This is a genomic window from Paenibacillus sp. UNC496MF (assembly GCF_900113915.1).
GTDB lineage: Bacteria > Bacillota > Bacilli > Paenibacillales > Paenibacillaceae > Paenibacillus_Z > Paenibacillus_Z artemisiicola.
The window spans coordinates 1-25146 of sequence record NZ_FORE01000007.1; the positions used below are offsets into that span (position 1 = coordinate 1).

Annotated in this window: 23 protein-coding genes and 2 riboswitches; of the genes, 17 read left to right on the plus strand and 6 right to left on the minus strand. The window is 65.9% G+C overall.

Annotation, left to right across the window (positions count from 1 at the left end):
- Nucleotides 1-290: IS3 family transposase (locus BMZ79_RS11735; RefSeq protein WP_143088937.1), on the plus strand; the 290-nt coding region annotated here is incomplete at its 5' end.
- A gap of 117 nt (nucleotides 291-407) precedes the next feature.
- Here BMZ79_RS11735 and BMZ79_RS11740 read toward each other — a convergent pair.
- Complete coding sequence (locus BMZ79_RS11740; RefSeq protein WP_090640235.1) at nucleotides 408-1268, minus strand: AraC family transcriptional regulator; 861 nt, start codon at nucleotides 1266-1268, stop codon at nucleotides 408-410.
- 120 nt (nucleotides 1269-1388) lie between these two features.
- On the opposite strand from BMZ79_RS11740, the gene uxaC reads away from it, so the two are divergent.
- The 3 genes from uxaC to BMZ79_RS11755 all read left to right on the plus strand — a co-directional run bounded on the left by uxaC (nucleotide 1389) and on the right by BMZ79_RS11755 (nucleotide 5688).
- Nucleotides 1389-2828, plus strand: coding sequence for a glucuronate isomerase (gene uxaC / locus BMZ79_RS11745; RefSeq protein ID WP_090640238.1), 1440 nt, complete (start codon nucleotides 1389-1391; stop codon nucleotides 2826-2828).
- The gene (locus tag BMZ79_RS11750) at nucleotides 2825-4327 is read left to right on the plus strand and encodes a tagaturonate reductase (RefSeq protein WP_090640242.1); all 1503 of its coding nucleotides are present in this window, start codon (nucleotides 2825-2827) and stop codon (nucleotides 4325-4327) included. The genes uxaC and BMZ79_RS11750 overlap by 4 nt, the downstream gene beginning before the upstream one ends.
- A gap of 62 nt (nucleotides 4328-4389) precedes the next feature.
- On the plus strand, nucleotides 4390-5688 hold the full coding sequence (locus tag BMZ79_RS11755) for a Gfo/Idh/MocA family protein (protein ID WP_090640245.1): 1299 nt from the start codon (nucleotides 4390-4392) through the stop codon (nucleotides 5686-5688).
- A gap of 196 nt (nucleotides 5689-5884) precedes the next feature.
- Here BMZ79_RS11755 and BMZ79_RS11760 read toward each other — a convergent pair whose 3' ends face one another.
- Nucleotides 5885-6688 (minus strand): sugar phosphate isomerase/epimerase family protein, encoded by an 804-nt coding sequence (locus BMZ79_RS11760; protein ID WP_090640248.1) that lies wholly within the window; start codon nucleotides 6686-6688, stop codon nucleotides 5885-5887.
- On the minus strand, nucleotides 6685-7776 hold the full coding sequence (locus tag BMZ79_RS11765) for a Gfo/Idh/MocA family protein (RefSeq protein WP_177222114.1): 1092 nt from the start codon (nucleotides 7774-7776) through the stop codon (nucleotides 6685-6687). Before BMZ79_RS11765 ends, BMZ79_RS11760 begins: the two co-directional genes overlap by 4 nt.
- A 136-nt stretch (nucleotides 7777-7912) precedes the next feature.
- On the opposite strand from BMZ79_RS11765, the gene BMZ79_RS11770 reads away from it, so the two are divergent.
- The 7 genes from BMZ79_RS11770 (at nucleotide 7913) to BMZ79_RS11800 (ending at nucleotide 14665) form a co-directional block, all read left to right on the plus strand.
- Complete coding sequence (locus BMZ79_RS11770) at nucleotides 7913-8800, plus strand: AraC family transcriptional regulator (protein ID WP_090640253.1); 888 nt, start codon at nucleotides 7913-7915, stop codon at nucleotides 8798-8800.
- A gap of 244 nt (nucleotides 8801-9044) precedes the next feature.
- Nucleotides 9045-9407 carry a Na-translocating system protein MpsC family protein gene (locus BMZ79_RS11775; RefSeq protein ID WP_256252727.1) on the plus strand — a complete coding sequence of 121 codons (363 nt, stop codon included), beginning with the start codon at nucleotides 9045-9047 and terminating at the stop codon, nucleotides 9405-9407.
- Between the two features lie 111 nt (nucleotides 9408-9518).
- Nucleotides 9519-10322, plus strand: coding sequence for an ABC transporter ATP-binding protein (locus BMZ79_RS11780; RefSeq protein WP_090640260.1), 804 nt, complete (start codon nucleotides 9519-9521; stop codon nucleotides 10320-10322).
- A gap of 42 nt (nucleotides 10323-10364) precedes the next feature.
- A complete protein-coding gene (locus BMZ79_RS11785; protein ID WP_090640979.1) occupies nucleotides 10365-11237 on the plus strand; it encodes an ABC transporter permease in 873 nt (290 codons plus the stop codon).
- Nucleotides 11238-11327: 90 nt separating this feature from the next.
- Nucleotides 11328-12410, plus strand: coding sequence for an ABC transporter substrate-binding protein (locus BMZ79_RS11790; RefSeq protein ID WP_090640263.1), 1083 nt, complete (start codon nucleotides 11328-11330; stop codon nucleotides 12408-12410).
- Nucleotides 12411-12431: 21 nt separating this feature from the next.
- Nucleotides 12432-13073 carry a cysteine hydrolase family protein gene (locus tag BMZ79_RS11795; protein ID WP_090640266.1) on the plus strand — a complete coding sequence of 214 codons (642 nt, stop codon included), beginning with the start codon at nucleotides 12432-12434 and terminating at the stop codon, nucleotides 13071-13073.
- A gap of 140 nt (nucleotides 13074-13213) precedes the next feature.
- Nucleotides 13214-14665 carry an MFS transporter gene (locus BMZ79_RS11800; protein ID WP_256252692.1) on the plus strand — a complete coding sequence of 484 codons (1452 nt, stop codon included), beginning with the start codon at nucleotides 13214-13216 and terminating at the stop codon, nucleotides 14663-14665.
- A gap of 320 nt (nucleotides 14666-14985) precedes the next feature.
- On the opposite strand, the gene gcvPB is transcribed toward BMZ79_RS11800, so the two are convergent.
- The 3 genes from gcvPB to gcvT are packed head-to-tail and all read right to left on the minus strand — an operon-like array spanning nucleotide 14986 to nucleotide 18973.
- On the minus strand, nucleotides 14986-16491 hold the full coding sequence (gcvPB, locus tag BMZ79_RS11805) for an aminomethyl-transferring glycine dehydrogenase subunit GcvPB (protein WP_090640271.1): 1506 nt from the start codon (nucleotides 16489-16491) through the stop codon (nucleotides 14986-14988).
- On the minus strand, nucleotides 16488-17852 hold the full coding sequence (gene gcvPA, locus BMZ79_RS11810) for an aminomethyl-transferring glycine dehydrogenase subunit GcvPA (protein WP_090640274.1): 1365 nt from the start codon (nucleotides 17850-17852) through the stop codon (nucleotides 16488-16490). The genes gcvPB and gcvPA overlap by 4 nt, the downstream gene beginning before the upstream one ends.
- A gap of 5 nt (nucleotides 17853-17857) precedes the next feature.
- On the minus strand, nucleotides 17858-18973 hold the full coding sequence (gene gcvT, locus BMZ79_RS11815; RefSeq protein ID WP_090640277.1) for a glycine cleavage system aminomethyltransferase GcvT: 1116 nt from the start codon (nucleotides 18971-18973) through the stop codon (nucleotides 17858-17860).
- Nucleotides 18974-19201: 228 nt separating this feature from the next.
- Nucleotides 19202-19301, minus strand: a riboswitch (glycine riboswitch).
- Nucleotides 19302-19449: 148 nt separating this feature from the next.
- Nucleotides 19450-19567: riboswitch (glycine riboswitch) on the plus strand.
- Nucleotides 19568-20034: 467 nt separating this feature from the next.
- Between gcvT and gcvH the strand changes: the two genes are divergently transcribed.
- The 6 genes from gcvH to BMZ79_RS11845 all read left to right on the plus strand — a co-directional run bounded on the left by gcvH (nucleotide 20035) and on the right by BMZ79_RS11845 (nucleotide 25132).
- Nucleotides 20035-20427, plus strand: a complete 393-nt coding sequence (gene gcvH, locus BMZ79_RS11820; RefSeq protein ID WP_090640983.1) for a glycine cleavage system protein GcvH — start codon at nucleotides 20035-20037, stop codon at nucleotides 20425-20427.
- 67 nt (nucleotides 20428-20494) lie between these two features.
- Nucleotides 20495-21160, plus strand: a complete 666-nt coding sequence (gene sdaAB / locus BMZ79_RS11825; protein WP_090640279.1) for an L-serine ammonia-lyase, iron-sulfur-dependent subunit beta — start codon at nucleotides 20495-20497, stop codon at nucleotides 21158-21160.
- 12 nt (nucleotides 21161-21172) lie between these two features.
- On the plus strand, nucleotides 21173-22102 hold the full coding sequence (sdaAA, locus tag BMZ79_RS11830) for an L-serine ammonia-lyase, iron-sulfur-dependent, subunit alpha (protein ID WP_090640282.1): 930 nt from the start codon (nucleotides 21173-21175) through the stop codon (nucleotides 22100-22102).
- Nucleotides 22103-22160: 58 nt separating this feature from the next.
- Nucleotides 22161-23576, plus strand: coding sequence for a dihydrolipoyl dehydrogenase (gene lpdA / locus BMZ79_RS11835; protein ID WP_090640285.1), 1416 nt, complete (start codon nucleotides 22161-22163; stop codon nucleotides 23574-23576).
- Nucleotides 23577-23581: 5 nt separating this feature from the next.
- Nucleotides 23582-24460: a lipoate--protein ligase family protein gene (locus BMZ79_RS11840; RefSeq protein WP_371263688.1), complete on the plus strand. Its 879-nt coding sequence runs from the start codon at nucleotides 23582-23584 to the stop codon at nucleotides 24458-24460.
- 12 nt (nucleotides 24461-24472) lie between these two features.
- Entirely contained in the window at nucleotides 24473-25132 is a 660-nt protein-coding gene (locus BMZ79_RS11845; protein ID WP_090640290.1) for a hypothetical protein, read from the plus strand.
- Nucleotides 25133-25146 lie beyond the last annotated feature (14 nt).

The window sequence follows — 25146 nt, forward strand, 5'->3', positions numbered from 1 at the left end:
TGCATTCAGACCAAGGATTTCAATACACAACCCATCACTATAACAAGCGCTTAGAGGAATATGGGATGATTGCGAGCCATTCCAGACGTGGAAATTGCCATGATAACGCCTGTATAGAATCTTTCTTTTCACATCTGAAGACAGAGAAAATTCATCTTACTCGCCCCAAAACGGCTGAGTCGCTTTACACGGCGATTGAAGAATACATCGCATTTTACAACTACAACAGATTTCAGAAAAAATTAAATAACCGTCCCCCAGTTGATTACCGGGAGACGGCCGTTGCATAGTTCGTTTTTTTCACTGTCTACTTGACGGGGGTAAGACCAGGTCCGGGGCTTTTTTTTCGCGCGGGAGCCGGCGGCGCGCATTCGCGCGCGGATCGCGGGGCGGCGCGGATCGCGGGGCTACGGACGTCGGTTCAATTTGCGGTAGCGGGTCGGCGAGGCGCCGGTGAGCTTCTTGAACGTCCGGTTGAAATGCGCGAATTGCTCGAAGCCGACGGCGACGGCGATGTCCGCGATTTTGGCGTCCGTCGCGGCGAGGAGCGATTGCGCTTCGCGGACGCGCATCAGGTGCTGGTAGCCGACGATCGTGAAGCCCGTGATTTTTTTGAACGTTCGGCTGAGATAAGCGGGGCTGAGCCCGAAGGCGGCGGACAGCTCGGGCAGCGGAAGCTTCTGGCTGAAGTGGGCGTTCAGATGCTTGACGACCTGCCCGATCTTGCGGTGAACGGGACTGAGCGGATCCTCGGCGGCGTCGGCGGGCTCGGCCTTCAGCCGGGCCGCGAGCAGCAGCAGCTCCGTCAGCAGCAGCCGCAGGGACAGCTCGAAGCCTTCTTCCCGCCGCCGCGCTTCCTCGGCCATGCGGCCCAGCAAGCGTTCGACGTGCCACTGCTCCTGCGGCTTCAGCCGGAATTGATGCGGCTCGCGCACGAACATCCGCAGCAGCTCGGGCCGGAAGAGCGGGTGGTCCTTGCCGAGGAAATCGTCGCTGAAATTCATGACGATCCGCGCGTGCTGCGGGGAGCCGAGCACGGACGTCTTGTGCACGTCGTATTTGTTGATGAAGATCAGATCCCCGGCCGCGACGGAATACGAGGCGTCCTTGATGAAGTAGTACCGCCTGCCCGCAAGCAAATAGTAGATCTCGTACGTGCCGTGATAGTGGTTGTTCCGCTCGAACGGCTCCGTCCGCTGCACCTGGCTGAGGTAGAATTCCCCTTCCTCGTGTCCGTACTCGACGATAACCTGCTCTCTTGCGCTCATGTGCTCACCCCGGGACAAAATCGATCATAAATCCGGACCATTGAACAAAATCGGCCATTCCGCCGGATGTATTTTGTCTTATGATACCATAAGAACACGATAAGAATGGAGGATTCGCGCATGAAGCCGTTCCTGGACGAACAATTTTTGCTGCATAACGAAACCGCTGTCAACCTGTATCACGACTACGCGGCATCGCTGCCGATCATCGATTACCACTGCCACCTGGACCCGAAGGAAATCGCGGAAAACAAGCGGTTCGCCAATTTGGCCGAAGCGTGGCTGTACGGCGACCATTACAAATGGCGCGCCATGCGGGCGAACGGCGTCGAGGAGCCGCTCGTGACCGGCGGGCCGGGCATCGGCGACTACGACCGGTTCGCGGCTTGGGCGCGCACGGTGCCGCAGACGATCGGCAACCCGCTCTATCATTGGTCGCATCTGGAGCTTCGCCGGCTGTTCGGCGTGCATGAGCTGCTGAACGAAGCGAACGCCCGCGCCATTTGGGAGCAGACCGGCGCCTGCTTCGCCGGCGAAGGCTATGCCGTCCGCGACCTGATCCGCAAGAGCCGCGTGGCGGTCATCTGCACGACCGACGATCCGGCCGACCGGCTCGAGCACCATCGGGCGATCCGGGCGGACGGGACCGTCGAGGCACGGGTGCTGCCGTCCTTCCGCCCGGACAAGGCGCTGAACATTCGCAAGGAGACGTTCCGGCCGTGGCTGCGGCGGCTCGAGGAGACGACCGGCCGGGCGATTTTGGATTACGGCGATCTGCTCGCCGCGCTGGAATCGCGGGTCGACTACTTCCATGAGCACGGCTGCCGGGTGTCCGATCATGCGCTGGACGAAGTCCCGCATGCGGCCGCTTCCTACGAAGACGCCGCCGCGGCGTTCAAGAAGGCGCTGGGCGGCGAGCCGTTGTCCAAGGAAGAAGAGGAGCGCTACAAAACCTTTACCCTGCTTCGGCTGGGCGCATGGTACGCGAAGCGGGAATGGGCCATGCAGCTCCATCTGCACGCCCACCGGAACAACAACGGGCGGATGTTCGCGGCGCTCGGCCCGGACACCGGGTACGATTCGATGTACGACGGTCCGCTGGCGAAGGCGGTCGTCGGGCTGCTGGACGCGTGGGAGCGGGAAGGCGCGCTGCCGCGCACGATTTTCTACTCGCTGAACGCGCGGGACAACGACGTGCTGGCGTCGATCATCGGCTCGTTCCAGGGCGGCGGCATCCCGGGCAAGTTGCAGCTCGGCTCGGCGTGGTGGTTCAACGATACGAAGGACGGCATGCTCGCCCAGCTGACCTCGCTCGCGAACATCGGCCTGCTCGGCCGGTTCGTCGGCATGCTGACCGATTCGCGCAGCTTCCTGTCGTTCACGCGCCACGAATACTTCCGCCGCATCCTGTGCAATCTGCTCGGCGGCTGGGCGGAGAACGGGGAAGCGCCGCATGATATGGCCTACCTCGGCGGCATCGTGCAGGACATCTCGTACCGCAACGCGGCGAACTATTTCCGCTTCGACGGCGTGGAAGCGGCGGGAGGGACCGCGCTATGACGGCGCCGGTCAATCCCGGCGGCGCCGTCCCCGGCTTGGCGCAGCTGCCGGAAGGGCAGGCCGGCTGCCGGCTGCCCGTGAAAGTGCTGCAGTTCGGCGAAGGCAATTTCCTGCGCGGCTTCGTCGATTGGATGGTGCAGCGCTGCAACGCGCAGGGGCTGTTCGGCGGAGGCGTCGCCGTGACCCAGCCGCGTCCGGCCGGAAAGCCGAACCTGGAGAAGCTGAAGGCGCAGCAGGGCGCGTATACCTTGCTCGTGCGCGGGCTGCAGGACGGCCGGAAGGTTGAAGAACGGGAAATCGTCTCCGTGTTCGCCCGGATGATCGATCCGTACGAGGAATGGGACGCCTTCCTGGCGCTGGCCGATTCGCCGGAGCTGGAGTTCGTCGTCTCCAACACGACGGAGGCGGGGCTTGCGTATCAGCATGCCGAATGGAATCCCGGCGCGCCCGCGGCCTCGTTCCCGGGCAAGCTGACCGTGTTCCTCTACCGCCGGTTCGTGACCTTCGCCGGCGATCCCGAGCGGGGACTGGTTCATCTGCCGTGCGAGCTGCTCGAGCGGAACGGCGACCGCCTGCTGGACATCGTGCTCCGCCATGCGGACGATTGGCGGCTCTCGGAGGCGTTCAAGCGGTGGGTGCGGGCGTCCAACCGGTTCGTGAACACGCTCGTCGACCGGATCGTCACCGGGTATCCCCGCGAGGAAGCGGACGGCTTGTTCGCGGCTTGGGGTTACTCCGATCCGCTGCTCGCGACGGCGGAGCCGTACCACCTGTGGGCGATCCAGGCGACGGACGGCCTGGAATCGCGGCTGCCCTTGGCGCAGGCGGGGCTGAACGTGCGCTGGGTCGAGGACCTGACGCCGTACCAGCTGCTCAAGGTGCGCATCCTGAACGGCGCGCACACGATGATGGCGACGCTGGGGCTTGCGGACGGGCTGTCGGAGGTGCGGGAAGCGATGGAGCATCCGGCGTGGGGCGAGGTCTGGGAGCGGGCGCTGCGGGACGAGGTGCTGCCGGGCCTGCCGCTGCCGCGCGCGGAGGCGGACGCTTACGTGAGCGGGACGCTGGACCGGTTCCGCAATCCGTACATCCGGCACCGGCTGACGGACATCGCGATGAACAGCCTGTCGAAATGGCGGGCGCGGCTGCTGCCTTCCTTGAAAGCGTACGCGCAGGCCGAAGGGAGCGTCCCGGTCGTCATCGCGCGGTCGCTGGCCGCGCTGATCTGGCTGTACCGCCCGCGGGACGCTTACGCCGCGGGCGGCGCGCCGGCCGAGCCGCGGGACGACGAGGCGCTGGTCGAAGCGATTCGCGGCGCGTGGGCGCCGGAGCCGGCCGGCGACGGGTACGATCCGGCGCGCACGGCGGCGAACATCCTGCGCCTGGAGGCGGCATGGGGCGAGGATTTGACGGCGCTGGACGGACTCGCCGAGGCGGTCGCCGCTTGGCTGGCCGAGCGTTTCGGCCGGGGGGACGAGCGCACCCGGAGCGGAGATTGACGAATGCGGATTTCAACTCAAACACCAGGCCGGCGAACCTGACTAAAGGAGCGTACGAACGAATGGCTAAGAAAAGATACGTGCAGGTCGGCATCGGCGGGCGGGCGGAATTTTTCTATTCCGCGATCGCGAACCATTACCGCGAGACGTCGGAGCTGGTCGCATTTTGCGATATCAACCAAACGCGCATGGACTACGCGAACAAGCTGCTGACCGAGAAATACGATTATCCGGCGGCGCGCACCTATAAGCACGACGAGTTCGCGCGCATGATCGGGGCCGAGAAGCCGGACGCGGTCATCGTCACGAGCGTGGACCGGACGCATCATACGTACATCATTCAAGCGCTGGAGCTGGGCTGCGACGTCATTACCGAGAAGCCGATGACCGTGGACGAGGCCAAGTGCCAGCAGATTCTCGACGCCGTCCACCGCACGGGACGCCAGGTGCGCGTCACGTTCAACTACCGCTACGCGCCGCATCACACCAAGGCGCGCGAGCTGATCGCCAAGGGCACGATCGGCGACGTGACGTCGGTGCATTTCGAGTGGCTGCTCAACACGCAGCACGGCGCGGACTATTTCCGGCGCTGGCACCGCGACAAGCGCAACGGCGGCGGCCTGCTCGTGCACAAGTCGACGCATCATTTCGATCTCGTCAACTTCTGGATCGGCTCGGAGCCGGACACCGTATTCGCGATGGGCGACCTGCTCTTCTACGGCCGCGAGAACGCGGAGAACCGGGGCGTGACGAAGTTCTACGACCGCGCGACGGGCAACCCGAACGCGAAGGACGATCCGTTCGCGCTGCATCTGGACGAGAACGAGCATCTGAAGGCGATGTACCTCGACGCGGAAGCGGAGGACGGCTACCGGCGCGACCAGAGCGTTTTCGGCGACGGCATCTCGATCGAGGACACGATGAGCGTGTTGGTCAAGTACAAGAACAAGGCGCAGCTGTCGTACTCGCTTAACGCCTATCTGCCGTGGGAGGGCTACCGCATCGCGTTCAACGGCACGAAAGGCCGCATCGAAATGCAGGTCGTCGAGCAGTCGTACGTCAACGCCGGCGGCGACAAAGCGCTGGAGGGCGCGGTGCAGGGCGTATCGATCCTCGTCTTCCCGATGTTCGGCGAGCCGTACAAAGCCGAATTCGAGCGGGGCGACGGCGGGCACGGCGGGGGCGACCCGGTGCTGCTGAACGATATTTTCGGCGTTCCGGTCGCGGACGAATTCAACCGCGCGGCCGACCACGTCGACGGCGCGCGGTCCATCCTGACGGGCATCGCGGCCAACAAGTCGATCCGCACGGGGCAGGCCGTGAAGGTCGACGAGCTGGTCAAGTTTTACGACGGCAAGTAAGCCGGGGGAAGACGGCATTGGTTTGCGGGGAGAAACGGTCCTGCGGAAACCGAGCGCAGCTAGTTGAGCGGAAACGGAAACGGAAACGGACAAAAAGCCAGTTGAGCGGAAACGGACAAAAAGCCGGCTCCCGCGTCGCGTGACGCCGGAGTCGGCTTTTTTGTGCTGGTTATGCATGGCGGAGTCGCGCGCGGACCTAGGCCCGCTCGCCGACGAGGCCGCGCAGCATGGCCAGGGAGCGGCGCACGTCCTCTTCCATGGAGCGCGCGGGCATCGTTTCCCGCGGATGCCACAGCTCGAGCGCGAGCCAGCCTTCGTAGTTGGCGTCGGCCATTGCGTCCGCCAGGGCGCGGAAATCGATGTCGCCCTCGGTCAAGTCCTCGGCCGGCACGCGCCCCCGCTGGTTGCGCAGGTGAAACGCGGCGATCCGTTCCGGGTACCGGCGAACCCAGCCGACCGGGTCGCAGCCGGCGACATGGGCCCAGCCGGTGTCGACGCAAAGGCCGACGGCGGCGTCCGCGCATTCGACGACGGATCGCAGGTCGGCCTCGGCGTTGTGACGGTCCGCCGCGTGATTGTGCAGGCTGAGGCGCAGCCCGAAGTCCGCCTCGGCCCGCGCGGCGAGCCGGCTTAGATTGTCGCCCTGCCGCTTGACGAGGTCCTCCGGCTTCGGCAGCGCCTGCTTCCAGCCGCCGTACGGGTCGGCGTTCACGAGCAGATCCTTGCCGCCCGCGGCGGCGAGCCGCTCCGCGACCGGCAGCGCGCCGGCCTCCACGGCGTCATAGTCGCCGTGGAGCTGCAGGCCGACGTAGGAAGCGGAGACGGCGAGCCCGAATTCCCGCAGCAAGGCCAGCTGCCCGGCGTCGGCGTCGATTTCGACGGCGTCCAGTCCGGCATCGGCGCAGGCCCGGAAAATAGCCCGCCAGTCGACTGCCTTGCCGTCCGATTTCCACCGTTCGCTCCAGCCGTACAGGTTGGAGGAGTACCCGATGATCTTCATGGCCGCTCCCCTTTCGCGCCGGCGATGGCGACGGTTTGCTTGTGCCCGGTCTCCGCGCAGGCGTAGAAGGCGGACAGGCAGCGGAAATGGTCGACCGCGCGGCGGCCCGTGTTCGACAGGGACTCGCCGTTTTGCAGCTCCGCCCAGAAGTGGAAGAGCGGGTTGTCGAAGATGGTCAGGTCGCCGCGCGGCCCGGTCTCGACCTGCTCTTCGACGATGCTGCCGCCTTTGTCGTAGCGGATGTAGACGGGCTGCTTCGAGTCGAACGGATGCCACCGGACGGCGCCGCGCGTGCCTTCGATCTCCGCGCGGCCGCAGGCTTCGCCGTGGGCGCAGGAGGCGCGCTCGTAATGCACGCGAACGGGTTCGCCCGCGCCGCGGAACGTCATGTACGCGCCGGCGTGCGTCTCGACGTCGAAGACGACGCCGGCCGGATCGGCCTCCGTAACCGGCCGGCGCGTCCATGCGCCGCCGAACTCGATCTCGGCCGGGTCGAGCACGTCGATCAGCGTGGCGAAATCGTACGGACCCCAGTCGATCAGAATGCCGCCGCCGCTTTTCGACTTGTCCAGAAACCACCGGCTGGCCGGCTGGTACTCGATGCCGGCGCGGCTGCGCTCGCTCTTGTGCGCGAAGGTCGCGTGGTAGACGTCGCCGAGCGCGCCGGAACGGAGCACCCGCTTGACCGCCTCCATGTGCGCCATGCCTTTGAAACGGACGCTGCAGCAGCCGAGCTTCCGGCCGTATTCGCCGGCGACGCGCAGCATCTCTTCGGCTTCCGCGTCGTTCATCGCGAGCGGCTTCTCGCACAGCACGTGGCGTCCGGAACGCAGCGCCAGCTTGACCGGTTCCAGGTGCGCGAAGGGCGGCGTGGCGACGATGACGATGTCGTCCTCGCGCGGCGGCTCCGCCGCCAGCATCGCTTCGGCATCCGCGAAGCGCAGCGCGTCCGGGAACCGCTCGGCGAACGCCTCCAGCGCCGCCGGGCTCGGGTCGGCCACGCGGAGCTCCGCGGTTACCGGGAGCTTCGCCGCCGCTTCGGCATGCGTCCGGGCGATGACGCCCGCGCCGATTAAATACAGTCTCATGATTGGATCACCCCATCGATGAATTCGCTTTCGTTCCCACTGTAGCACGGGCCCGATCCGAATTCTCGCTCGCCGCCGCCGTAAACTTGTCATTTTGTCCGCGATGCGGCTATAGTGGATACAAATTCAAAGCGAGGTGGCACCCGTGTACGTCGAGCGGCTCAAATTAACGCGATCGTTTTCGTTTATTCCGGTTACGGGCTCGGACGAGGAACATGACCTGCACGTGCACGACTGCCTGGAAATCGGCGTGCTGCTGCGCGGCGAGCTGACGTACCGGTTCGGCGACCGGACGTACGCCGGCCGGCCGGGCGACGCGTTCCTGTGCCGGCCGTTCGAGCCGCATTGGAGCTACGCGAAGCCGGGCGAGACGTTCGGGGCGGTCCTGATCCTGTTCACGCCCTCGGCCGTGCGGGCGGTGCCGGGCGGCAGCCGGCTGCTCGTCCCGTTCTACGCGGGGCGCGGGCTTGCGCCGCTCCTCCCCGCTTCGTCGCCGCGCGCCGCGCGCATCCGCGAAGCGGCGGAAGCGGCGGTGCGGGCGAAGGAGGCGGGGCAAGCCGCCGCGGAGACGCGGCAGTTCGCCGCGCTGGTCGACATCCTGCTCGAGGTGCACGATTTTGCGTCCGAGTCCGCGGGCGCTGCCGGGCCGGACGCCGCGGCCGGAAAGGGAGCGAGGGCCGGAGGCGCTTCGTCCGGCGATGCCCTGCCGCAAACCGAAATCGCGGAATCCGTCGGCTATTTGCTCGACCACTACCGCGAGGCGGTGGACGGCGAGGCGCTGGTGCGGCAATCGGGCATGGGCAAGAGCCGCTACTTCGAGCAGTTCCGCCTGCTGACCGGGGCGTCGCCGCATGAATTCGTCGTACGGCTGCGGGTGCAGGACGCGATGGATCTGCTGCGGACGACGGATCTTTCCGTCATCGAGATCGCCGAGCGCAGCGGCTTTCAGTCGCTCAGCGCGTTCAATAAGCAGTTCAAGGCTTACTGCGGCGTGTCGCCGCGCGGGTACCGGAACGGCCGGTGAGGGGGAAAGAAGCCGGCAGTGGGGATTTGCTCGCAATGTTACTTCTATGTTATATAAGTGGCAGATATTTTCGTATCCTTATCGGTTTCAGGATTTATTCAATAATATCTCAAAATTATGTAAAATTTTCTTACATAAACTATTGACTGGTCTCTCGTTTCGTTTATAATAAAATCAAATCCGCAAACTTTCCGCTAAGTTATGGAAGATAATATAACGCGAAGGAGGGCGCGATGAAGAAGTGATGACGGCAGGTCACCTGAAACAGAACATGCTCAAACTCTATAACGAGATCAATATGCAGATGTTCAATGCCGGGGTCAATCGTCAGAAGGTCGATTTTGTCGGGAACAAAATCGTCATTGTATCGATCAATCATCGCGTGCCCGTGCTGAAGCTTCTTGACGGCAAGGATCGCGCGACCACGAGGGGGCTGGACTTCCTGCTGGTCGAGCATTTCAAGGCCGAGCTCAAGAAGGCGTTCGCGCAAGCCTTTCAATTGAATATCGTCGCCATTCTGAAGGATTACGATATCGAGACCGAATATTCCGGTACGATCGTTATCCTGGACCGCGACGTGGAAAGCTATCTGAATGAAGCGTTGTAGCTCCGAGAGGAGAGCCGGCGAATCGTCAGTTCGAGGAAGGACGCCTTTGCGTCCGCCTGGAATTGGCGATTTTTTTATTGCCATAAAAAACGCGTACATGGAGGGATCGGGATGGAACATGCGGGTCGGCACAAAATCGAAATCGACGGGGTAAGCAAAATTTTCCGCAAAAACGGAAAGGACGTCACGGCGCTGCAAGAGACGAGCCTGGGCATCGAGAGAGGGCGGTTCGTCAGCATCATCGGGCCGAGCGGCTGCGGCAAGTCCACGCTGTTCAACATCATCGCGGGGCTCGTGCCGCCATCGACGGGGCGGGTGCTGGCCGACGGCGCGAACATCGTCGGGAAGACCGGACACGTCGGCTATATGCTGCAGAAGGACATGCTGCTGCCGTGGCGGACCATTCTCGACAACATCGTGCTCGGGATGGAAATCCGCGGCGTACCCCGCAGGCAGGCCGTGGAGCGCGCGCTGCCGCTGATGGAACGATACGGGCTGAAAGGCTTCGACAGGCACTACCCGAAGGAGTTGTCGGGCGGTATGCGGCAGCGGGCCGCGCTGCTGCGGACGCTGCTGTACGACCGCGACGTCATTTTGCTGGACGAGCCGTTCGGCGCGCTCGACGCGCAGACCCGGATTACGATGCAGAACTGGCTGCTGCAGCTTTGGGCCGACTTTGGCAAAACGGTGCTGTTCGTCACCCATGACATTGACGAGGCGATCTACCTGTCGGACGACATCTACGTGTTCACCGCGCGGCCGGGGCGGATCAAGACGAAGGTGACGGTCAACATGGAGCGGCCGCGCAAGCAAGAGGACCTGACTTCGCCGGCGTTCATGGAGCTGAAGAATCACCTGCTCAAGCTGCTGGCCGTCGAACAACGGACCGCGCAGGACGAAGAGAAAATATCCTGACCGTTAACGGTCCAAAGGGAGAAGGAGGGAACCGATGTGGAAATGGAAACCGACGCGACGATCCTGAAATCGGCCGTCATCGAGAACGTACTGATCAAGAAGCGGGAACGAACGGCGGAGGCTCCCGTCGTGCAGGACGAGGAAGAAAAGGAGCGCCGGGAGCGCCGGTTCGTCCTGTTGGGTCGGCTGCTCCTGACGCTGCTCGCGGTAGCCGGCTGGGAGATCTTCACGCGAATCGGCTGGCTTGATTCCTATTATTGGAGCAGTCCGTTCACGATCGCGCGGACCGCCTGGAGCGAAGCGGCGGAGCATCAGTTGGTGTCGGACATGCTGTACACGTCATGCTCAACGATCTTCGGCTTTATAGCCGGGACGGCCGTCGGCGCGCTGCTCGGCTTGTCGTTCTGGTGGTCGAAGCGGTACGCGCTCATCAGCGAACCGTTTCTCATCGTCCTGAACGCCATGCCGAAGCTGGCTCTGGCGCCGATCATCGTCATTCTGCTCGGAATCGGATTCTTCTCCAAGGTGGCGCTGGCGTTCGCCCTGACGGTCGTCGTCACGGCGCTTTCCGCCCACGCCGGCGTCAAGAGCGTCGACCCCGATATGGAGAAGCTCATGTATTCGCTCGGGGCGAAGCGCCGGCAGGTATTCGCGAAGGTCGTCGTGCCGTGGTCGATGCCGTGGATCATCAGCAGCCTGCGCATCAACATCGCGCTTGCCCTAGCCGGCGCCATCGTCGGCGAATTTATCGCGTCGAGCCGGGGCGTCGGGCGGATGATCATGTACGCCGGCACCATCCTCGACATCGATCTCGTCTGGGTCGGCGTCGTCGTGCTCAGCGTCCTGTCCATCGTTATGTATTGGGGCGTCGTCGCGCTGGAGCGTTGGCTGTCCAGGGGGTTCGTCAAGCGGTAGAACCGGCTTCGGCGAGCGGACGGGGAAGAAGTTCGCCGGCCGGAAGAATGCGAGAGAAGGCCATAGGCCCGAAAAAAGGAGAGAGAAGCCATGCGTATCCGTACGATGCTTGCCGTTCTGTTTTGTATCAGCCTGCTCGGGTTGACCGCTGCCTGCGGCGGCAAGGCCGCCGACAATGTCGCGAATTCCGGGGCTGACGCCGCCGCAGCCGGGGCCGACGAAGCCTCTGCCGCCCCGGACGCGCCGCTGAAGAAGCTCGTCATCGCGGAGCCGCTGCACTCGGTCGGCTACCTGCCGCTTTATATCGCGCAGCGCGACGGGTATTTCAAGAAACACGGCCTGGACGTCAAGGTCATTACCGCGGCCGGCGGCACGCACGTGACCGCCGTCGTCAGCGGAGACGCATGGGGGGTGATCGGCGGACCGGAGTCCAACGCGATGGCGAACAAGAAGAACGACGATCCGATTATTTCGGTCGTCAACGTCGTCAACCGGGCGAACGTCTACATGATGGCGAAGAAAGGCACCGCGCCGAAGAGCGATTCGCCGGCGGATCTCAAGGCGTTCCTGGAAGACAAGAAGCTCATCGTCGGCCGCCACGGCGGGACGCCGAACCTGCTCAGCCGCTATCTGCTGATCCAGCTCGGGCTCGACCCGGACAAGGATACGCAGCTGCTGGAGCCGGCCGACAGCTCGGCGGTCGTCGCGATGATGCAGTCCGGCGCGGGCGAAGTGTCGAACGGCGCGGAGCCGCAGGTCAGCGACGGCATGACCAAGGGCGTGTGGGACGAGCCGTTCTACAAATTCACGTCGCTCGGCGATTACGCGTATTCCGTGCTCAGTGTGAAAAAGTCCGCGATCGAAAAGGAACCGGAGACGGTGCAGGGCTTTGTGGACGCGATCGTCGAGGTGCTGCAGAAGGTCAAGGACGATCGGGCCTACGCGGCCGCGCAGGCGAAGCTGGAGTTCCCGACCATGTCCGAGGACGGACTGAAGGCGGCCATGGATCGCGCCTACGAGGACGAGCTGTGGAGTCCTGACGGGCAGATCTCCGAAGCGGCGCTCAAGAACGACATGGACGTCATGCAGAAAACCGGCATTTTTACCGATCCGTACACGTACGACGAGTTGGTCGACATGCAGTTCGTCGACAAGGCCAACGCGTCTAATTAAATCAAGCGAGGTGTGCCAACAATGAAATTCGTCAAAGAAAAGCTGGATCCCGCCAAAACCGTCCTGATCGTCGTGGACGTGCAAAACGACTTCTGCCATCCGGAAGGCGCCTGCGCCCGCCGTGGCAACGACGTCAGCGCCGTGAAGGAAATGATGCCGCATCTGCACGGGCTGCTGACCGGCGCGAGAGCGTACGGCGTTCCGATCGTGTTCATTCAAACCTTTCACGAGCAGGCGACGGATTCGGCCGCTTGGACCGGCCGCTCCGACGGCCGCTCGGGCGAGGTGTGCCGGACGGGCACGTGGGGCGCGGAATTTTACGAGGTTGCGCCGCTGCCGGGCGAAACGATCGTCAACAAGCACCGGTACAGCGCCTTTATCAACACGCGGCTCGATTCGGTGCTGCGGACGCTGAAGGCCGAGACGCTCGTCATGACCGGCGTCAGCACGAACGTCTGCGTGGAGTCGACCGCGCGCCACGGCTACATGCTGGATTACAATATCGCGTTCGTGGCGGATTGCTGCGCCGCCTTCTCTCAGGCGGAGCACGAGGCGGCACTGTCGAACATCGATAAGTTTTTCGGCACGGTCTCGGACGCAGGCAAGCTGCTCCGGACGTGGGAGGAGATGGCCCGGGAACGCATGGCGACGCCGGCCGGCTGACGCGGGATAGTGCGGGGCAGGTACGATCGGGGAGGCGTCCTCCGGGGCTTGCGGGCCGGGAGAGCGGCCTCCTTTCTTCATCCCGGTCCTTAGGCGCATTGAACGCCGCCCATTTCGCAGCAGGAAGAAGGGGCTTTCGCGTGAAAACCAAATCGATGGCAGCCGTGCAGTACGTGATTTGCCTGGGATCGTTTTTGTCCAATTTGTCGGCCGGCATGTTCAATATCGCTCTCGTCGATATCGCCGGGGATTATCATCGTTCCTTAGCGTCGGCGCAATGGATCGTCACCGTCTATCTGTTGACGATCTCCGTCTGTCTGCCGTTGATGGGCGGCATCGGGGACATGCGGGGCAAGCGAAGCGTGCATAATCTCGGGTATTTCGTCTTCATGCTCGGCAGTCTGCTCTGCGCGCTGGCGCCGAACCTGTCCGTCTTGATCGGCTTTCGCGTGCTGCAGGGCGTCGGGGCATCCATGTACCAGGCGAACAACATGGCGCTCGTCGTCTCGCTGTTCCCGCCGGAGCGTCGCGGGAGGGCGCTCGGCACGGTCAGCACGTTCGTCGCCGCGGGGGCGCTGATCGGGCCGAGTCTGGGCGGCGTCATCCTCCAGTGGGCCTCGTGGCGGTTGAATTTCTGGCTGCTTGCCGGCGCCGCGCTGGGCGCTTGGCTGCTCGCGCAGCGGCTTATCCCGCGCGACCGGCCCGTTGGCGGGGGGAAGCCGGACGGGCGGGGGGCCGTCATGTTCGCCGCCGCGTTGACCGGACTCGTCGTCGGTCTGAACCTCGGCCCGACGCGCGGCTGGTCGTCGGCCGCCGTCTGGGTGCCGCTCCTGGCGTTCGCCGTCTTCGCCGCCTTGTTCGTGCGCTGGAGCCTGTCTCCGCGCTGGGCGCGGACCGGCCGGTCGCCGTTCGTTAGGCTCGCGATGTTCAATCATCCCGCGATCGCGTTCGGCATCCTGCTGACGGTCGTCACGTACGCCGCCGCGTTTGCCGTGCAGCTCGCGCTGCCGGTATTCCTTCAAGGCGCGATGGGAATCGTGCCGGCCGCTGCCGGGCTCATCGTCATGTCTTATCCGGCTTCGCTCATCGTGTCCGCGCCAATCAGCGGCGGAAGCTCGGACAAATACGGCTCTACCCCGGTCATGCTCCTCGGGCTTGGCTGCATGGCCGCGGCGCTGGCGGCGCTCGGCCTTCTTCGGGTCGGCCGCGGCCTTGCCTATGTCGTGTCGTCCGTCGTCCTGCTAGGCTGCGCCATGGGCATGATTACGTCGCCGAATAACAGCATTATCATGAACCGGACGCCGACGCATGGCCTCGGCATGATGAGCAGCATGATCGCGCTGCACCGCAATATAGGCATGATGACGGGGGCGATCGTCGGCGGGATGATGACGGCAGCGGGCGAGGGCGGGACGGGCGGATCCGGGAGCGCGGCGGAGCTGGCGCGCGGCTTTCGGGGCGGTGCGCTATGGCTGGCCGCGGCCGTGATCGCGGCACTGTTCGGTTTCCTCTGGGTCATGCGCCTCGGCGTCAGGCGGGAGCGGGCCGAGGCACGGGCGAGTGCGGGCGCGGAGCGCGGTTCGGCGATGTGAGCGGGCGAGTTAACAGGCTGCGGGCATCTGCATGGGTAAGGGCGTTTCGGCGTAAGAGGGTGATGGAGTCACCTTCCTGTACTTGGAACGGCGCGCTAGTGCAACTAGGTGACGGGACGCTTGCATGGGCATCGCGGTAGGGCGTTCGATGGTATGTCGCACCGCTAAAAAAGCCTCCAATCACCGCCGGGTAGGCGAGATGGAGGCTTTTTGCGCTGCGCGGGGGCTCGCGCAGCGCCGCGGGCCGGCAGGACTCCCGCGGCCCGGCCGCAGAGCGTCGCTTCAGCGGCGATCTACCGCTTCCGCCGCGCCCTGCCGCGTCAGCCGCAGGAGCAGTTCAGCACCGGCTTGCGCGCTGCCGTCGCTTCGTCGAGCCGGCGGACGGCCGTGCCGTACGGCGCGTTCAGGACGACGTCCGGCGTGAGCCGCGCTTCCTCGGCGATGCGGATCATCGCGTCGATGAAGCCGTCGAGCGTTTCTTTGCTTTCCGTCTCCGTCGGCTCGATCATGATGCACTCCTCGACGTTCAGAGGGAAATAGACGGTCGGCGGGTGGTAGCCGAAGTCGAGCAGCCGCTTGGCGACGTCGAGCGTACGGACGCCGTACGGCTTCAAGCCGCGCCCGGACAGGACGAATTCGTGCTTGCACACGCCCGGGTACGGGACCTCGTAATGCGACGACAGCCGATGCATCATGTAGTTGGCGTTCAGCACCGCGCATTCGGACACGTGGCGCAGTCCCTCCGGACCGTAGGTCCGAATGTACGTATACGCCCGGACGAGGATGCCGAAGTTGCCGTAGTACGCCTTCACGCGGCCGATGGACGCCGGACGGTCGTAGTCGAAATAGTACGTCCCGTCGTCCCGGCGGCCGACGATCGGCTTCGGCAGGAACGGCATGAGCGCGGATTTGACGCCGACGGGGCCGGCGCCCGGGCCGCCGCCGCCGTGCGGGGTGCTCATCGTTTTGTGCAAATTCAGGTGGACGACGTCGAAGCCCATGTCGCCCGGCCGGGCGATGCCCATGATGGCGTTGGAATTGGCGCCGTCGTAATAGAGCAGGCCGCCCGCTTCGTGCACGATCCGCGCGATCTCGGCGATCTGTTCTTCGAACAGGCCGAGCGTGCTCGGGTTGGTCAGCATGAGCGCGGCCGTGTCGGCGCCGACGGCCGCGCGCAGGGCGGCCAGATCGACCATGCCGCGCGCGTCGGACGGCACGGTCACCGTCTCGAAGCCGGCGACGGTCGCGCTGGCCGGGTTCGTGCCGTGCGAGGAATCCGGGACGATGACCTTCGTCCGGCGCTCGCCGCGGCTCTCGTGGTAGGCGCGGATCATCATGAGCCCGGTCCATTCCCCGTGGGCGCCGGCGGCGGGCTGCAGCGTCACCCGATCCATGCCGGTCAGCGCGGCGAGATCGTTTTGCAGCGTATGGAGCAGCTCCAGCGCGCCCTGCAGGCTTTCTTCCGGCTGGTACGGGTGCAGGTTGGCGAAGCCGCCGAGGCGCGCCGCGTCCTCGTTGATTTTCGGGTTGTATTTCATGGTGCAGGAGCCGAGCGGGTAAAAGCCGTTATCGACGCCGAAATTCCGTCGCGACAGCTCCGTGTAATGGCGCACCACGTCGACTTCGTAGACCTCGGGCAGCTGCGCCGGCGTCTGCCGCAGCAGCGCTTCGGGAATGAGCGCGGAGAGTTCCTCCTCCGGCACGTCGCACGCGGGCAGCGAATAGGCGACGCGTCCCGGCCGGCTCAGCTCGAAGATGAGCGCTTTGTCCGGCTTGACCGGTCCGCCCGTGGCGCCCTCGCGTTCGGGCACATTCGTGTTCGTCATGCCGATGCCTCCTCTAACATGGCCGCGAAGCCGTCGATTTCGCCGCGCGTCCGTTTCTCCGTGACCGCGACGAGCATATGGCCCGCCAATTCCGGATAGGCGAGACCGAGATCGTACCCGCCGAGATAGCCGCCGTGCAGCAGCGCCAGGTTCGCCTCCTTGACGGAGACGCCTTCGGGCAGGCGGACGACGAATTCGTTGAAGAACGGCGCCGCGAACGGCAGCGAGAAGCCGCCGCGCGCCGTCACCGCGCCGGCCGCGTAATGCGCCTTCCGCGCGTTGAGCGCGGCGACGTCGACCAAGCCCTGCTTGCCCATCGTCGACAGGTAGATCGAGGCGCACAGCGCGAGCAGCGCCTGATTGGAGCAAATGTTGGAGGTCGCCTTCTCGCGCCGGATGTGCTGCTCCCGCGCCTGCAGGGTGAGCACGAAGCCGCGCTTGCCGTCGATGTCCTTCGTCTGGCCGACGATGCGGCCCGGCATCCGGCGCATGAGCGGCTCCGCGACCGCGAAGAAGCCGCAGGTCGGGCCGCCGAGCGACTGCGGGATGCCGAGCGGCTGCGCGTCGCCGACGACGATGTCCGCGCCGAGCTTGCCGGGCGCCTCGAGCAGTCCGAGCGCGATCGGATTCGCGCTGACGACGAACAGCCCCTTGACGCCGTGGGCGATCGGTTCGATGGCGGCCAGGTCCTCGAGGCAGCCGAAGAAATTCGGCGACTGCACAAGCACGGCCGCCGTCTCCGGCGTGACCGCCAGGCGAAGGGCGTCAAGGTCGGTCGAGCCGTCCGGGGCGTAGCCGACCTCGACGAGCTCGAGGTTCAGGCCGCGCGCCGTCGCGGCGACGACCTCGCGCGCTTCCGGATGGACCGCGCGGGAGACGACGATCCGCTTGCGCTTGGTCGCGCCCGACGCCAGCGCGGCCGCTTCCGCGAGCGCCGTCGCGCCGTCGTACATGCTGGCGTTGGCGACGGCCATGCCGGTCAGCTCGCAGATATACGACTGGAATTCGAAGATCGCCTGCAGCTCGCCTTGGCTGATCTCCGGCTGGTACGGGGTGTAGGCCGTGTAAAATTCGGACCGCGACGCCAGATGGTTGATGACGACGGGGATATGGTGGTCGTAGATGCCCGCGCCGAGGAAGCTCGCGCGGGTGCCGGTATCGGCGTTGCGTCCGGCGAGCTCCTTCAGGTGCCCGAGCAGGGACAGTTCGTCCAGCGCCGGGGACATCGGCAGAACGCCGCGGTAGCGGATGTCCTCGGGGATGTCGCGGAACAGCTCCTCGACGGAGCCCGCCCCGATCGCCGCGAGCATTTCCGCGCGGTCTTCTTCGGTCATGGGAATATAGCGATGCGCGTTGGCCATGGGAATCACTCCTTCGGGGTTCGTTTGTAAAACGGCGCCGGCACGACTTGGGCCTTCAGCAGCTTGCCGCGAACGTCGACCTGCAGCTCGGTGCCGAGCGCGGCGAAGCGGGCGTCGACGAGGGCGAGCCCGAGATTGCGCTTCAGCGTCGGCGACTGCGTGCCGGACGTCACTTCGCCGATGCGACGGCCGTCGGCGAAGACGCCATAAGCATGCCGCGGAATGCCGCGGTCGATCATTTCGATGCCGACGAGCTTGCGCGGCACGCCGCCGGCCTTTTGCGCCAGCAGCGCGTCGCGGCCGATGAAATCGCCTTTGTCCAGCTTCACGAAGAAGCCGAGTCCGGCTTCGAGCGGCGAGATCGTGCTCGACAGCTCCTGGCCGTACAGCGGCAGCCGGGCTTCGAAGCGGAGCGTATCCCGCGCGCCGAGGCCGGCCGGTACGAGGCCGCAAGGCTTGCCCGCCGCGAGCAGCGCCTGCCAGGCCTGCGGCGCGTCTTCCGCGGCGAGGCAAATTTCGAAGCCGTCCTCGCCCGTGTAGCCGGTCCGCGAGACGAGCGCCTTGGCGCCGCCGATCGGGATGCCCGTGGCGAAATGAAACGGCGCCAGGCGGCCGCCGTCGAAGTCCCCGCCTGCGGCCGAACGCAAAATCGCGGCGGCTTCCGGACCCTGCAGCGCGAGCAGGGCGAGCGCGTCGGAGCGGTCCTCGAGCGCGACGTCGCCGATCAGATGCTCGCGCAGCCAGTCGAAGTCTTTGCCGATGTTGGCGGCGTTCACGACGAGCAGGAACTGGTCGCTCGTGATCCGGTAGACGAGCAGGTCGTCGACGACCCCGCCGTCCGGGTAGCACAGGAGCGCGTACTGCGCCTGCCCGTCCTTCAGCTTGGCGACGTCGTTGGTCGTCAGCCGCTGCAGGAACGCTTCGGCGTAGCGGCCGGTCACCAGAAATTCGCCCATGTGGGACACGTCGAACAGACCGGCCCGCGTGCGGACGGCCTCGTGCTCCTTCTGAATGCCGGAGAACTGGACGGGAAGCTCCCAACCGCCGAAATCGATGCATCTTGCTTCGGGAAATTCGGCGTAGAGCGGGTAAATAGGCGTGCGTTTAAGCGGGCTATCCATACTTGAACCTCCTTGGGAAGCTGTTTTGTTCGAAATGAAACGCCGGAAACGCAAAGAAGGACAGCGGCAAAAAGAGCCGTCGCCCGCGGCGGCATAGCCGCCCGGCGTCCGTTCTTTCCGCTCTGTCCTTTGTACCTGAGAGTTGCCCCGCGGGCGGTCCTGCCCGGGGTTTCCCCGTGGGTGACGCCGCGGACTTCCCGCGTCCGTGCGGCGTGCTCTCCAGAGGCGCGTCCGATAAAGGTCCTTTTGCCTGAGAGATTCACCGTTGTCAGGTTTACTCCTTCGGCGCCGCCGATCCGCGATCCGCGATCTCTCCCGTTATCATCATCCGCATATTCGGTTGGATAATTTACTTATACATGACATCCTTGTCGAACGTCAACGGGGGAAGGCGAAAAAAATAAAATCCTTGTCAGGTATATTGACATGGGCTCGTCCGCTCCGGTAAGCTAGGCATACGTACGATCATAAGCGGATGACGATGGTTGGGAGAGACCCGGCGGGGAAGCGTTCCCTGCGGGGCACCGAAGGAGCAAGTCGACGGCTAGCCGGCCGGACGATCAATCTCTCAGGTACAAGGAACCGCCATTCGACGCGGCTCTGGAGAGAGCGTGCAGCCACCAAAGGGGTAACCGCGGTCCGTCCGGGCCGCCCAAACTCTCAGGTACCAAGGACAGGGAATTCGGCGACAGGCCGAAGCTCTGTCCTTTTTCGCATGTGCGCGGCGGCTGCCGCGAGCGCGGAGCGCGGCCGGACGACCCTTGCGGGGACGAAGCGGGCCGAGGCGCCGGGACGGCGACGAGGAGGGCGGAGCTCGAAGCAAGCCGGAGTCGATCCAATCCGAAAATTCGAAGTTATCCGAAATCGAAACAATCCGGGAATCGAAACGATCCGAGAATCGAAGCGATCCGAGAATCGAACGATCCGAAATGTCGAAATCCGAAATCGAAGCAAGCGGGAATCGGCGCATGCCGAACCAAGAGCGAGACGTATTTAAAAGCCGGCGCAAGCGGCGCCGAAATCGAAAACAAGCCAAATCATACGACGAGAGGATGCTGGACATGAGCGAAGTGAAACAAGGACTGGGCTATTCGGAGGAGCATGAATGGGCGGAGGCGGCGGACGGACGCATCCGGATCGGCATTACGGACTTCGCGCAGATTCAGCTGGGCGACATCGTGTTCGTCGAATTCCCGGAAGTCGGCGCCGAGGTCGAAGCGGCCCAGCCGATGGGCTCCATCGAATCGGTCAAGACGGTATCCGAATTGTACAGCCCGGTCACGGGCCGCGTGACGAAGGTGAACGAGGCGCTGCTGGACGCGCCGGAGCTCGTCAACGGCGATCCTTACGGCGAAGGGTGGATCGTGGAAGTCGAGGTCGACGGGGATGCGGCGGAGATCGTCGCGGGACTGCTCAGCGCCGAACGGTACGAGGCTTACATTACGGGCAAATAAGCGGACGGGCGCGGCACGGGAAGGGGCGGCCGGAACGCGCCCCGCGCCGCGCAAGGGAGACGAAGCCATGCGGTTTAAGGACGTGTTTGCCATCATCGGGCCGGTCATGGTCGGTCCGTCGAGCTCGCATACCGCGGGCGCGGCGCGGCTCGGCCGTGCGGCCCGGCAGCTGCTCGGGGACGTGCCGGAGCGGGCGGTCGTCACGCTGTACGGCTCGTTCGCGGAGACGTTCGCCGGGCACGGCACCGATCTCGCGATCGTCGGGGGGCTGCTCGATTTCGCCGCGGACGACGGGCGCATCCCGTCGGCCTTCGCCGAAGCGGAACGGGCGGGGCTGGGCGTGACGATCCGCCGGGGAGCCGGGGCGAAGCCCCATCCGAATTACGCGGAGATCGAAGCCGCGCGCGGCCCGCGCGCCGTCTCGGTGGGCGGGGCGTCGGTCGGCGGCGGCACGATCGAGATTCACGAGATCAACGGCTTCAAGGCCGGCTGCTCGGGCCATTACCCGGCGATCGCGGTCACGCACGCCGACCGGATCGGCGTTCTGGCCGCCATCGCCCAGGCGATCGGCGGGGCCGGCCTCAATATCGGTTACCTGCAGACGGGCCGGCAGGGGCGCGGCGGCGCGGCGCTGACGGTCGCCGAGTGCGACCGCATGCCGGACGAGGCGCTGCTGCGCGCGATCGCGTCGCTGCCGCACGTCGAGGAAGTCGCCGTCATTCATTTGAACTAAGGAGCTGTCGAGATGCGATTCCGTACGCTGCAAGAACTGTCGGCGCTGTGCGCGGCGGAAGGCCGCACGATCGGCGGGCTGATGCTCGCGGAGCAGGCGGCCGAAGCCGGCGTATCCGAGGAGGATGCCTTCCGCCAGATGGCCGGCTATTATCAGGTGATGAAAGAGGCGGTCCGCAAGGGGCTGGACGAAGCTCCCGTCTCGCGAAGCGGACTCGTCGGCGGGGACGGCCGCAAAATGAACGCGTACCTCGAGCGCGGCGAGCCGTCCGTCGGCAACTGGGCGGGGCTTGCGATGGCATACGCCCTCGCCGTGTCGGAGGTCAACGCCTCCATGGGGCGCATCGTCGCGACGCCGACCGCCGGCTCGTGCGGCATCATCCCCGGCGTCTTCGTCAGCTCGCAGGAACGGTTCGGCTGGCCGGACGAGAAGCTCGTCGAAGGGCTGTTCGCCGCCGGCGCCATCGGCTACGTCATCGCCAACAATTCCTTCGTTTCCGGTGCGGAAGGCGGCTGCCAGGCCGAGGTCGGCTCCGCGATCGGGATGGCCGCAGGCGCGCTGACCGAACTGCGCGGCGGCAGCGCGGAGCAGGCCGTCCACGCGGTCGGCCTGGCGCTCAAAAACACGCTCGGGCTCGTCTGCGACCCCGTCGCGGGGCTCGTCGAGGTGCCTTGCATCGTCCGCAACGGGCTCGGCGCCGTCAACGCGCTCGCGGCCGCGGACATGGCGCTGGCCGGCGTGCGGAGCGTCATTCCGTCGGACGAGGTGATCGGCGTCATGCTGGAAATCGGCTCGGCCATGCCCGCCGCGCACCGCGAGACGGCGCTCGGCGGATTGGCGCAGACGCCGACCGGACGGGAGATCGCGGAGCGGCTGCGAGGCGCAAAGCCGAAGCCGAAATCGCAAGCGGAACCGCAACCTGAATCACGACCGGAATCATAACCGAATTCAGCACCGGAACCATTACCGAAATCATAACGACAGAGGCGGAGGAAGATTCGTGAACGATTACGACATCGTCATTTTGGGCGGCGGTCCCGGCGGCTACGCGGCGGCGATTCGCGCCGCGCAGCTTGGCAAGCGGGTCGCGCTCGTGGAGAAGGAAGGCCTCGGCGGCACCTGCCTGCATAAAGGCTGCATTCCGAGCAAAACGCTGCTGCGCAGCGCGGAGCTGTTCGAGACAATGAAGCGGAGCGAAAGCTTCGGCATCCGGGCGGGCGGCGTCGAGGTCGATTTCGCCGGCGTGCTTGCCCGCAAGGACGCCGTCGTGCGGCAGCTGCGGGCCGGCGCCGAATTTCTGATGAAGAAGAACGGCATCGCGGTTTATCGCGGAACCGGTACGATCGCGTCCTGCGGGCCGGTCGGCGATCGCGCCGGCGTCGTCGAAATCGCCGACGGAGAAGGGGCTTCCGTCAGTATCGGCTTCGGCGATCTGATCGTGGCGACCGGTTCCCGCCCGCGGCGCCTCCCGGGCTTGCCGGCCGACTCGCGCATCATGACGAGCGACGAAGCGCTCGCGATGGCGGAGCTGCCGGCGTCGATGCTGATCGTCGGCGGCGGGGCGATCGGCGTGGAGTGGGCATCGCTGCTCGCGGATTTCGGCGTGCGGGTGACGATCGTCGAGACCGCGGACCGGCTCGTGCCGGCCGAGGACGCCGACGTCTCGCGGGAGCTGGCGCGGCTGTTCGTCAAGCGCCGGATCAAGGTCGTGACCGGCGCCCGCCTGGCGGACGGCGGCGTTGCGGCCGGCGCGGACGGCATAGCGGCGCGGATCGAGCGCGCGGGCAAGACCGAGATGCTCGAAGCCGAGCGGATGCTCGTCTCCGTCGGCCGGGCCGCGAACGTCGACGGCTTCGGCCTCGAACGGACCGGCGCGGCCGTCGAGCGCGGATGCATCGCCGTCGATTCGTCCATGCGGACGGCGAACCCGCGCGTGTACGCGATCGGCGACGTCATCGGCGGCTTGCAGCTCGCGCATGTGGCCAGCCACGAAGGCGTGACGGCGGTCGAACGCATCTGCGGGCTCGACGCGCACGCGCCGGATCCCGCGTCCGTGCCGAAATGCGTCTACGGCCGGCCGGAAATCGCATCGGTCGGCTTGACGGAGCAGGCGGCGATCGAGGCCGGCCGTTCGGTCAAGGTCGGCAAGTTCCCGTTCAAGGCGATCGGCAAGGCGCTCGTCTTCGGGGAGACTGACGGGTTCGTCAAGGTCGTGGCGGAGGAAGGCTCGAAAGCCGTACTCGGCGTGCACATGATCGGCCCGCACGTGACCGATTATATCGGCGAGGCGGCGCTCGCCCGGCTGCTGGAGGCGACGTCGATGCAGGTCGGCCGGATGGTTCATCCGCATCCGACGCTGTCGGAAATTCTCGGCGAAGCGATGCTGGGCGCGGACGGCCTGGCGCTCGGGATATGAGCTCCATGTGGCGATTCGTGCATACGGGCGTCCGGAGCGCGGCGGAGAACATGGCGATCGACGAAGCGATGATGACGGCGCATGCCCGCGGACTCGCGCCGCCGACTCTGCGGTTCTACGGCTGGCGCGAACCGACGCTGTCCGTCGGGCGGTTCCAGCGCGCCGAACGGGACGTCGACTTCGCGGCGCTCGAAGCGCGCGGCGTGGCTTTCGTCCGCAGGCCGACCGGCGGACGGGCCGTCCTGCACGACCGCGAGCTCACGTACAGCCTGGTCGTGGCGGAGGGCCATCCGGGCCTTCCGGCCGGGGTGGCAAAAGCGTGCGCCATGCTGAGCGCAGGCTTGCTGGGCGGCTTTCGCCGGCTCGGGCTGGACGCCCGCCCGTTCGGCGGCGGAAGCGGCGGGGACGCGCCGGCCGCGGCCAAACACGCGCAGGCGAACGCCGCCGCCGGGCCGCCTTCCCCGGGTCAAGCGTCCGCGGCCTGCTTCGACGCCCCGGCCGAATACGAGATCGTCGTCGAAGGCCGGAAAATCGCCGGCAGCGCCCAGATGCGCGCGGACGGCGTTCTGCTGCAGCACGGCTCGGTTCCGATGGAGTTGGACGCCGGGCTGCTGCACGACGTCCTGCGCTTCCCGGACGCGGAGCGAAGGCGCCGGATGCGCGCGGCGTTCGAGCGCCATGCCGTGGCGATTAATCCCTGCCTGCGCCGCAAAGGTTTGGCCCCTGCGGCCATCGGTGACTTGGAAGCGGCGTTCCTCGCCGGCTTCGCCGAGCTTCTCGGCGTCGAGCCCGAGCCCGGCGCGCTGACCGCGTTCGAGACGGAGCTGGCCGGACGCCTCGCCGCCGAGAAGTACGGCGCGGACGCCTGGAACCTGCGAAGATAAAGGAGGGATCGCATGAGGAACCCCGCGCCGGATACGATCGACCGGGAAACGTCCGCAAGCCGCCGGAGCCGCCTGCCCGGCCGTCCTGCCGTCCTGCTCTTCGTCGCGCATTTCGCTTACGCGGCGCTGCTCGTCTCCGTCGCCTGCGCGCTGATCGCCGGCCGCGGGCTGTCGCCCGTCGAGGCGGGCACGCTGCTGCTGCCGGGCCTCCTGCTCGCGATCGGCGCCTACGTGCCGGACAACATGCTGTCGCGCTCGGCCTGGATCTCGGTCCGGCCGGGGCTCGCCTTGCTCGCGGCCGCGCTGCTGGGCCTGCTCGCGTGGAGCGGGGCCGACGCGACGGCGGCCGCGGTCGCGATGCTCGGCGCCGGCTGCGGATTCGCCGGCGTGACGTTGGGCGCGGCCGGAGAGCTGAACGGTCCGGCCCGGCCGGAGCCGAGCCACGCCGCCCGCGCGCCGCTGCCGTCCCGCGCGCGCGCGCCGCTTCCGCGTCCCAGGCTGTACGGCGGCCTCGGCGGCGCCGCGTTCGGGGCCGCGTTCCTCCTGCTCCGGCAGGCGGCGGAACTGCGGCCGTCGCGCGCGGAGCTAGCCCTGCTGCTGGCGGCCGTGCTCGCGGCGGCGCTGGCGGAAGCGTTCGGCCGCGGGAGAGAAGAAGGCGTCTTCCGGGAATAATACCCGCGATCCGC

Coding starts and splice junctions, on each gene's coding strand:
- BMZ79_RS11780 (WP_090640260.1), top strand. CDS start 9,519: ATGGAACATGCGGGTCGGCACAAAATCGAAATCGACGGGGTAAGCAAA.
- BMZ79_RS11760 (WP_090640248.1), bottom strand. CDS start 6,688: ATGAAGATCATCGGGTACTCCTCCAACCTGTACGGCTGGAGCGAACGG.
- sdaAA (WP_090640282.1), top strand. CDS start 21,173: ATGCGATTCCGTACGCTGCAAGAACTGTCGGCGCTGTGCGCGGCGGAA.
- gcvH (WP_090640983.1), top strand. CDS start 20,035: ATGAGCGAAGTGAAACAAGGACTGGGCTATTCGGAGGAGCATGAATGG.
- BMZ79_RS11795 (WP_090640266.1), top strand. CDS start 12,432: ATGAAATTCGTCAAAGAAAAGCTGGATCCCGCCAAAACCGTCCTGATC.
- gcvPB (WP_090640271.1), bottom strand. CDS start 16,491: ATGACGAACACGAATGTGCCCGAACGCGAGGGCGCCACGGGCGGACCG.
- BMZ79_RS11740 (WP_090640235.1), bottom strand. CDS start 1,268: ATGAGCGCAAGAGAGCAGGTTATCGTCGAGTACGGACACGAGGAAGGG.
- BMZ79_RS11750 (WP_090640242.1), top strand. CDS start 2,825: ATGACGGCGCCGGTCAATCCCGGCGGCGCCGTCCCCGGCTTGGCGCAG.
- uxaC (WP_090640238.1), top strand. CDS start 1,389: ATGAAGCCGTTCCTGGACGAACAATTTTTGCTGCATAACGAAACCGCT.
- BMZ79_RS11840 (WP_371263688.1), top strand. CDS start 23,582: ATGTGGCGATTCGTGCATACGGGCGTCCGGAGCGCGGCGGAGAACATG.
- sdaAB (WP_090640279.1), top strand. CDS start 20,495: ATGCGGTTTAAGGACGTGTTTGCCATCATCGGGCCGGTCATGGTCGGT.
- BMZ79_RS11790 (WP_090640263.1), top strand. CDS start 11,328: ATGCGTATCCGTACGATGCTTGCCGTTCTGTTTTGTATCAGCCTGCTC.
- BMZ79_RS11765 (WP_177222114.1), bottom strand. CDS start 7,776: ATGAGACTGTATTTAATCGGCGCGGGCGTCATCGCCCGGACGCATGCC.
- gcvPA (WP_090640274.1), bottom strand. CDS start 17,852: ATGGCCAACGCGCATCGCTATATTCCCATGACCGAAGAAGACCGCGCG.
- BMZ79_RS11785 (WP_090640979.1), top strand. CDS start 10,365: ATGGAAACCGACGCGACGATCCTGAAATCGGCCGTCATCGAGAACGTA.
- gcvT (WP_090640277.1), bottom strand. CDS start 18,973: ATGGATAGCCCGCTTAAACGCACGCCTATTTACCCGCTCTACGCCGAA.
- BMZ79_RS11755 (WP_090640245.1), top strand. CDS start 4,390: ATGGCTAAGAAAAGATACGTGCAGGTCGGCATCGGCGGGCGGGCGGAA.
- BMZ79_RS11845 (WP_090640290.1), top strand. CDS start 24,473: ATGAGGAACCCCGCGCCGGATACGATCGACCGGGAAACGTCCGCAAGC.
- BMZ79_RS11775 (WP_256252727.1), top strand. CDS start 9,045: ATGACGGCAGGTCACCTGAAACAGAACATGCTCAAACTCTATAACGAG.